7 protein-coding genes are annotated in these 8,505 nt (G+C 56.3%); all 7 read left to right on the forward strand.

The features are described from left to right. The first annotated feature begins 7 nt into the window (after positions 1–7). Positions 8–1,021 carry an anthranilate phosphoribosyltransferase gene (trpD, locus tag OKC41_RS01680; protein ID WP_010673697.1) on the forward strand — a complete coding sequence of 338 codons (1,014 nt, stop codon included), beginning with the start codon at positions 8–10 and terminating at the stop codon, positions 1,019–1,021. Then, the gene (gene trpCF / locus OKC41_RS01685; protein ID WP_270671640.1) at positions 1,021–2,523 is read left to right on the forward strand and encodes a bifunctional indole-3-glycerol-phosphate synthase TrpC/phosphoribosylanthranilate isomerase TrpF; all 1,503 of its coding nucleotides are present in this window, start codon (positions 1,021–1,023) and stop codon (positions 2,521–2,523) included. Before trpD ends, trpCF begins: the two co-directional genes overlap by 1 nt. Positions 2,524–2,711: 188 nt before the next feature. Then, positions 2,712–3,905, forward strand: a complete 1,194-nt coding sequence (gene trpB / locus OKC41_RS01690; protein WP_041214833.1) for a tryptophan synthase subunit beta — start codon at positions 2,712–2,714, stop codon at positions 3,903–3,905. Then, complete coding sequence (trpA, locus tag OKC41_RS01695; protein WP_270671641.1) at positions 3,902–4,708, forward strand: tryptophan synthase subunit alpha; 807 nt, start codon at positions 3,902–3,904, stop codon at positions 4,706–4,708. Before trpB ends, trpA begins: the two co-directional genes overlap by 4 nt. 1,298 nt (positions 4,709–6,006) lie before the next feature. Continuing rightward, positions 6,007–6,801 (forward strand): hypothetical protein, encoded by a 795-nt coding sequence (locus tag OKC41_RS01700; protein WP_270671642.1) that lies wholly within the window; start codon positions 6,007–6,009, stop codon positions 6,799–6,801. Positions 6,802–7,022: 221 nt separating this feature from the next. Beyond that, the gene (locus OKC41_RS01705) at positions 7,023–7,397 is read left to right on the forward strand and encodes a MazG nucleotide pyrophosphohydrolase domain-containing protein (protein WP_270671643.1); all 375 of its coding nucleotides are present in this window, start codon (positions 7,023–7,025) and stop codon (positions 7,395–7,397) included. 90 nt (positions 7,398–7,487) lie between these two features. Next, complete coding sequence (locus OKC41_RS01710) at positions 7,488–8,081, forward strand: hypothetical protein (RefSeq protein ID WP_270671644.1); 594 nt, start codon at positions 7,488–7,490, stop codon at positions 8,079–8,081. Positions 8,082–8,505: the final 424 nt, after the last annotated feature.

Here is an 8,505-nt window from a genome sequence, read left to right on the forward strand (position 1 = left end):
AGAGACCATGCATCAACATCTCAACACCCTCTATCAGGGTCAGTCTCTCACCCGCGACGCCGCCCGCGACGCCTTCGGCCAGGTGGTTCGTGGTGAAGTGGATCCCATCGTGCTCGCGAGCCTTTTGACCGCCCTCAAGATCAAGGGGGAGACCCCGGAGGAGATCGCCGGCGCCGCCGAGGCGCTCTTGGCCGAAGCCCGCGACTTCCCGCGCCCGGACTATGCCTTCTGCGACATCGTCGGCACCGGAGGGGACGGCCTCAACACCATCAACGTCTCCACCACCTCGGCCCTGGTGGCCGCCGCCTGCGGCCTGAAAGTGGCCAAGCACGGCAACCGCTCGGTCTCGAGCAAGTCGGGGTCGAGCGATCTGCTCGATAAAATGGGCATCAAGCTCGACATGAGCCCGGCCCAGGCCCGCCGCTGCCTGGACGAGCTCGGGGTCTGCTTCCTGTTCGCCCCCCAGTACCACGCCGGGGTGCGCCACGCCATGCCGGTGCGCCAGGCCCTCAAGACCCGCACCCTGTTCAACGTGCTGGGGCCGCTCATCAACCCCGCTCGCCCCAGCTTCCAGCTGATGGGGGTCTATGCCCCCGAGCTGGTGCGCCCCATCGCCGAAACCCTGCTGGCACTCGGCCTGAAAACCGGTATGGTGGTGCACGGCGCCGGTCTCGACGAGATTGCCATCCACGGCCCGACCCAGGTGGCGGAGATCCGCGACGGCGAAATTCGCGAGTACTTGCTCACCCCGGCGGACTTTGGCCTCGACACCTACCCGGTCAGCGCCATCCAGGGCGGTGAGCCCGAGGAGAACCGCGCCATCACCGCCGCCATCCTGGAAGGACGCGGCAGCCCGGCCCACAACGCCGCCATCGCCGCCAACGTGGCGCCGCTCCTGGTGATGGCGGGCGAGGCCCCGGACTTTAGGCAGGCCGCCGCCCGGGTGCTGGCGGTGCTGGCAAGCGGCCAGGCCGCCCTCCTCGCCCGGGATCTCGCTACCCTGAGCCATCAGGAGGCATGATGTCAGCCACCACAGCGTGCCCCAGGGGCACTCACCCAGAACGCCCGACGGGCAACAGCCAGCTTCGCAAGGATAACGAGATGTCAGATGTCATTGCTCCCCACGCCTTTCTGAACATGGCCTCCATCAGCCAGACCATCCTCGGCAAGATCGTGGCGGCCAAGCAGGAGTGGGTCGCCGCCCGCAAGGAGAGCCAGCCCCTGGCGAGCTTCCAGGACGCGCTGACCCCGAGCGATCGGGATTTCGAGGGGGATCTGCGCCAAGGCTCCACCCGCTTCATTCTGGAGTGCAAGAAGGCCTCCCCCTCCAAGGGCTTGATCCGCAACGACTTCAGCCCGGAGGCCATCGCCGACATCTATGGCCACTACGCCACCGCCATCTCGGTGCTGACGGACGAGAAGTTCTTCCAGGGGGATTTCGCCTTCCTGCCCCGGGTACGCGGCCGCGTCCAGCAGCCGGTGCTCTGCAAGGACTTCATGATTGACCCCTATCAGGTCTATCTGGCCCGCCACTATCAGGCGGACGCCATCCTCTTGATGCTCTCGGTGCTCACCGACGACGGGTATCGCGCCCTGTTCAACGTGGCGAAAGAGTTGGGCCTCGGGGTGCTCACCGAGGTGAGCAACGAGGAGGAGCTGACCCGCGCCATCGACCTCGGCGCCCCAGTGATTGGCATCAACAACCGGGATCTGCGGGATTTGAGCGTCGATCTTGCCCGCACCCGGCAGCTGGCCGCCAGGATCCCGGGGGATCGGGTGGTGATCAGCGAATCCGGCATCAACCACCGCGCCCAGGTGGCGGCCCTGCGCCACCACGCCAAGGGCTTCCTGGTGGGATCTTCCCTCATGGCGGAGCCGGATCTGGAGGCCGCGGTGCGCAAGCTCGTGCTCGGCCAGAACAAGGTGTGCGGCCTGACCCGTCCCGAGGACGCCGCCGCCGCCCATCAGGCGGGCGCCGTGTTCGGCGGCCTCATCTTTGTGGCGAAAAGCCCGCGCTACGTGGACATTCCCGCCGCCCGCGCCGTGATGGCGGGTGCGCCGCTCTCTTACGTCGGGGTGTTTCGCAATGCCCAGCCCGCCACCATCGCCAAGACGGTGGATGCACTGGGGCTCGCCGCCGTGCAACTGCACGGGGATGAAGACGCCGCCTATATCGAGACCCTGCGCCCCCTGCTGCCGGCGGGCTGCCAGATCTGGAAGGCCATCGGTGTCACAAGCGGCGAGCCCCTGCCCGCCCTCGACTACCCGGCGGATCGCCTGCTGCTTGATACCAAAGTTGGCAGCCAGAGTGGCGGCACCGGCCAGGCGTTCGACTGGACTCTGCTGGCCCACCTCGATAAAGCCCGGCTGATGCTGGCGGGGGGCCTCAACCCCGACAACGCCCTCGAGGCCGCCCGGGTGGGCTGTGTGGGCCTTGATTTCAACTCCGGGGTGGAGAGTGCCCCGGGCAGGAAGGATGCGCACAAGCTGGCGGCCGCCTTTGGCGCCTTGCGTCAACTGTGAGCGCCCCCGTGACTCATTCAACGAATTAATGAACTGCGTTTGCCCATAAGCACAAGGAATAATGTATGACCCTGCTCAATCCGTTTTTTGGTGAATTTCGTCGATGACATGTATGTGCCCCAGCCATACGCCTCAGCCCGACAAGGCTCATACCTGATCTCAATTGCAGAATGTAAAGGAAGATAACCATGACCCTGCTCAATCCGTTTTTCGGTGAATTTGGCGGTATGTATGTGCCCCAGATCCTCATCCCCGCCCTGCTCCAGCTGGAGAAGGCTTTTGTCGATGCCAAGGATGATCCGGCTTTCGTCGCCGAGTTTCAGGCGCTCCTGACCGAGTACGCCGGTCGCCCGACCCCGCTCACCCTGACCCGCAATTTGACCAAGGGCACCAAGACCCGCCTCTACCTCAAGCGTGAAGATCTGCTGCACGGCGGCGCCCACAAGACCAACCAGGTGCTGGGTCAGGCCCTGCTTGCCAAGCGCATGGGCAAGCACGAGATCATCGCCGAGACCGGCGCCGGTCAGCACGGTGTGGCGACGGCGCTGGCCTGCGCCCTGCTCGGCCTCAAGTGCCGGGTCTACATGGGGGCCAAGGATTGCGAGCGCCAGAAGCCGAACGTGTTTCGCATGAAGCTGATGGGTGCCACCGTGATCCCGGTACACTCCGGCTCCAGCACCCTCAAAGATGCCTGCAACGAGGCGCTGCGGGACTGGGCCGCCAACTATGAAACCGCCCATTACCTGCTCGGTACCGCCGCTGGCCCCCACCCCTTCCCCACTATCGTGCGGGAGTTCCAGAAGATGATCGGGGAAGAGGCCAAGGCCCAGTGCTTCGAAAAAGAAGAGCGCCTGCCCGATGCGGTGATCGCCTGCGTCGGCGGCGGCTCGAATGCCATCGGCATGTTTGCGGACTTTATCGATGAGCCTTCCGTGCGCCTTATCGGGGTCGAACCCGGTGGTCACGGCATCGAGAGCGGCGAGCACGGCGCGCCGCTCGGTCACGGCAGCAAGGGGGTCTTCTTTGGCATGCACTCCTTCCTGATGCAGGACAACCAGGGCCAGATCCAGGAGTCCTACTCCGTCTCGGCGGGGCTGGACTTCCCCTCCGTCGGCCCCCAGCACGCCCACCTGGCCGCCATCGGCCGCGCCGAGTACCCCTCGGTGACCGACAAGGAAGCGCTGGACGCCTTCCAGGAACTGGCCAAATCCGAAGGCATCATACCCGCGCTGGAGTCCTCCCACGCTCTGGCCCATGCCCTCAAGATGGCCCGCAGTGAACCGGAAAAAGAGCAGGTGCTCATCGTCAACCTCTCCGGCCGTGGCGACAAAGACATCTTCACCGTTGCCGACATCTTTGAAAAAGAAGGAACCTTGTCATGAACCGTTACGCACAACTCTTTTCCCGTCTGGACAAGGCCAATCAGGGCGCCTTCGTGCCCTTCGTGATGCTGGGTGACCCCACCCCCGAACTCTCCCTGGCCATCGTCGATGCCCTGGTCGCAGGGGGCGCCGATGCCCTCGAACTCGGCATTCCCTTCTCCGATCCGGTGGCAGACGGCCCCACCATTCAGGGCGCCGCCCTGCGTGCCTTTGCCAGCCACACCACCCCGGACGACTGCTTCGGCCTGCTCGCCCGCATCCGCGCCAAGTACCCGCAGCTGCCCATTGGCCTTTTGGTCTACGCGAACCTGGTCTATGTGCGCCACATCGACGGCTTCTACGAGAAGTGCCTGCAGGCAGGGGTGGACTCCGTGCTGGTGGCGGACGTGCCGGTGCAGATGTGCGAACCCTACAAGGCGGCCGCCGACAGGTTCGGCATCGACAGCATCTTTATCGCCCCGCCCAACGGCGATGCCGAGACGCTCAAGGCCGTTGCCGAGCTCGGCTCCGGTTACACCTATCTGGTGAGCCGCGCCGGCGTGACCGGTGCCGAGACCAAGGCCGGCATGCCGGTGGAGGGTCTCATCAACACCCTGCGCGAGTTCAACGCCCCCCCCGCCCTGCTCGGTTTTGGCATCAGCGAACCGGCTCAGGTGCGTGAGGCCATCGCCGCTGGCGCCGCCGGTGCCATCTCCGGCTCCGCCGTGGTGAAGATCATCGAGACCCACCACCAGAACCCGGAGCATATGCTCACTCGTCTGAAGGAGTTTGTGGAAGGGATGAAGGCCGCGACCAATAAGTAGGGGCAGGTATAGGGTCAGATGCCATTGGCCGTGAATGGTCCGGCTGCGTATCCTCCTTACGCAGAGCGGCAGAGCGGCCATCGTTGTATCACCCTATCAACGCATCAAAGGGAGCCTGACCGGCTCCCTTTCTCTTTCCTGCTTGCTGCCGCTCCCGATGTCTTTGTCCCCTCTCCCCTTGGGAGAGGGCCAGGGTGAGGGAACACATAATCACCCGGCGTTATCGAATCGTAGGTTCGAATAGCGCAGCGTATTCGGACGTTCGCGATCCGGGCGGAGTTAATCCGAACTCCAGAGCCAGCGGTGAGGCGTTCGATGCGGCTTCGCCGCATGGGACGCGAGGGCTCTGCCCTCGACAGGGTTTCGCCCGCCCTTCGGGCTGGGGCGAGTGACTTTGGAAAGACCCAAAGTCACCAAAGGTCTTCCCGCCCCCCGCCAAGCCGCCCGCCTACGGCGGATTCCCTCATCTCGCTCTCTGGGTCGGGCGGAACGCCGCAGATGGTACATCCCTGTACCAACTGCGGCTGCGCCGTCATCCCTGACGGCGCCCCTGACCCATTGAGCTCGACTCGGCGCCTTGGAGGGGGATCAAAACCGTGCCAACCCTCAGCTCCCGTCTAACCGCAAACAAGCCCCCTCTCCCCCCGGGAGAGGGTTGGGGTGAGGGGAATTTTCGCATTTTTGCTCGCTCAGCAACCTACTTGAAACGACAATTGCTCACTAATTAATTGAACCAGCTCAGATTTCTATCAACATCCTCTTTCCATGTCTCAATCCGGCCTCTTATGATAGCCACACGACAATCCATCTCTCGGGAGCGCACCATGACTGTGATTGTTGCTTTCTCGCAGGTTAAAAGCAGCAGGCTGGGAGCTGTAACTCAGAGGCGGTAGCGTGGTTTTTGTAGGTTGGCGCAGAGCGAAGCGAAACCCAACAGGCGAGCATAATTGCGCCAATCTGAGCGGGTAAATAAGGATGTGGCAGAACCGTAAAACATATTTCCAGATATATTTTTAGGTAAACGCTGGGCTTCACTTCGTTCAATACCAACCTACGATTTTTAGCCCAACATACGAGATGTGTTTTTACACAATGTGTAACTTGTAGAGAAAAAAGAAGAAGGCCGGCGATTAGGTTATTATGTCAGGGGCAGGTTGGTAATATCATAATTAGTTTATACTTTTGCGTGGTGGTGTTCAGATTAGGATGGAGTGATATAGAAAACTCTACGATCAGATTAATACCTCCTTTCATCTAATCACAGTTAGACAACCCTTAAAAATCTAGGTCACGACCTCATGATTGAAGATATCAAAAACATTTCAAATATAATATTTTTTGCCGTTATTTCGATCGTCACCATACTCAGCTACCTACAAGCCAGAAAAACACTGTTCGCACCAATTAGAACTGAAACCTTCAAAATGCAACTTAAGGCATTCGAAGAGGTCTTGCAGTATTTCCAGAACAAATCAGAATCTGACTTACTTGATGCTTTCGATCTAGACAGGATACTAAGATTGAACACTTTGCGGATGGCTGATTTATATGTAGATATGTTTTTCCCTAACGAGATAAAAATTGATGATGCCGAGCGAGATAAAACATATAGTGTTTTAGTAGGTGGGATTGTATCGATTGAGCATGCGCAAAAATTCTTTGAGAAAGTAGAGCCCACCAGCAATCATAAAGATAAGCATCCTACTGACGATAAAATTTCTAACCCAACAATAATTCTGGCCAAATGGCAGAAGTATGAACACGAGATGATTGAATACACTAAAGAGTTTATGGATCAGATAAAGGAACTCGACAGAATGTCCGCATCGCCGATTTTACCAAAACAGCTAAGAGACCATATTATTGATTTCAGAAGCATAGCTCATGAATGCCTAACTACTATTGGCTTAACTATAACTGAGGCATCTAAAAAAATGCCTGAGCACTACCCAAGGTCTACTGACCTCATAACATTCTCTCCAACTTGGATCTGGAACGAATTCAATGAATCAAGAGAAAAGTTTGAGCCAACAGCAAAAAAAATACTTGAACACATTAACTCTTATCTGAAAGTAGAAGATCTTATGAAATAACAGCCTTAACAATTATTCCAGTCGCTCACTCCCCCCACTCGGTGTTATCTAAAACTAGCATTTTGAAAATCAGGACACCCACCTTTGTGAGCAAGACGCGGCAACGCCAGCGCGCCAAAAATGGGTGTTCCAATGTTAGATTTATCAACTACACGCCTTCGGCGCCGGACACGCTACAGCGCGCCGGTTATTAAAGTATTATGTGTTTCGCTGGGTATTCGATGGAAAATTTTGATAATCTGCTAGAAATCGCAAGACGCAAGTCAGCGTTCGACCAAAACAATACTTGGTATTCAGGTTCGGAAACCTACCTGTCCGGGTTGAGAGCAGAAATAGACGAGGTAGTTGAAGAGATACCGAAAAATCGTACTTGCTACTTAGAAGATGAGCTAGGAGATTTGCTTTGGAACTACCTCAATACAGTCCTCGCACTGGAAAGGGAAACAAGTATAACGGTCGAGTCTGTTTTGAAAAGGGCATTTCATAAGTACCAAGCTCGTGTGTCTGGTATTGAATCTGGTATTTCTTGGCACGAAGTAAAGCTCAAACAAAAACAAGATTTGGCACAAGAATATGTATCAAAGACTCACAAATAAGAATGTGCTCAAATCGCTCACTCCGCTCGCTGGGACGGACTAAAACCCGCCCCTTAGCTTAATCGTTAAGTTTCTTTCTCGAGATCGAGCATGGATGAAAAAATAAAATCGTCATGGGAACGGGTACTTCACCCTGAGATACTTAAAACAAATATTATTACCGCTTCTATATTTTCGATGGCCTTCGAAATGCTCAAGAGCAGCATTATTGACAAGATTGAAACTTTTCACACAAATGAATTTGATGAAAATGGGATGGTTGTTAGCCCTGAATATAAAGAAGAGGTGCTTAGCCTAAACAGAAGTCCTCTCTATGCATCATTGATATGGCTGCAAGATATGCATGCTATTGATGATAAAGATTTAGAGATATTCGAACATATTAAAAGGTGCCGAAACACCTTAGCTCATGAAATGCTCACTTTTGCCTCGTCAGGTGTAGACTTTAATGTCGCTGAAGCATTTGAAGAAATGATCAGTCTACTGAGAAAAATAGAACTTTGGTGGTTTGAAAACTTAGAAATGGCGATAGATCCAGAAGCTTACCCCGAAAACCTAGACTTAGAGCAGGTGATTCCCGGCCCAGTATGGAGTCTTCAAATGCTCATTGACGTTGCGCTAGGGCCTGAGGAAGAAGCGCAAAAATATTATGATCACTTTGTCGCAAATGCAGACAAAATTTAACCAGCGCATGTTGTCGGATAGGTTTCCGCTGCGATCCAAACCTGCCGCAAATGCGGGCGTTGGGCGGCACAATGATAACACATCAGGACAACCACCTTTCTGAGCTCGTCGCTGCCGAGACAAGCCACAAAAAGGTAAGTGTCCCAGTATTGTTCTCCATCGGCCCCTGAAGGAATGACAGATATCAACCGAAAAACAAAGCGATTGGCCATTCTCTGTACCTTCCTGTTTCTGATCAGACTCGGATTTCGTGCATTTGGCTATGACCTGCTTTATCACAATCCGAATGATTCCTACGGCATATCGGATTTGATTGAAGGAGTGTTAACCCTCATTTATCTGACGAGCTGTACAGATCTAGTTATCACCTGACACCGGCCTCAAACCGGTGTCTTGTTTACGCTACTTTAGTGCGCACTTCCTT

Source organism: Aeromonas sp. QDB17 (genome assembly GCF_027705305.1).
Taxonomy (GTDB): Bacteria; Pseudomonadota; Gammaproteobacteria; order Enterobacterales; family Aeromonadaceae; genus Aeromonas; species Aeromonas caviae.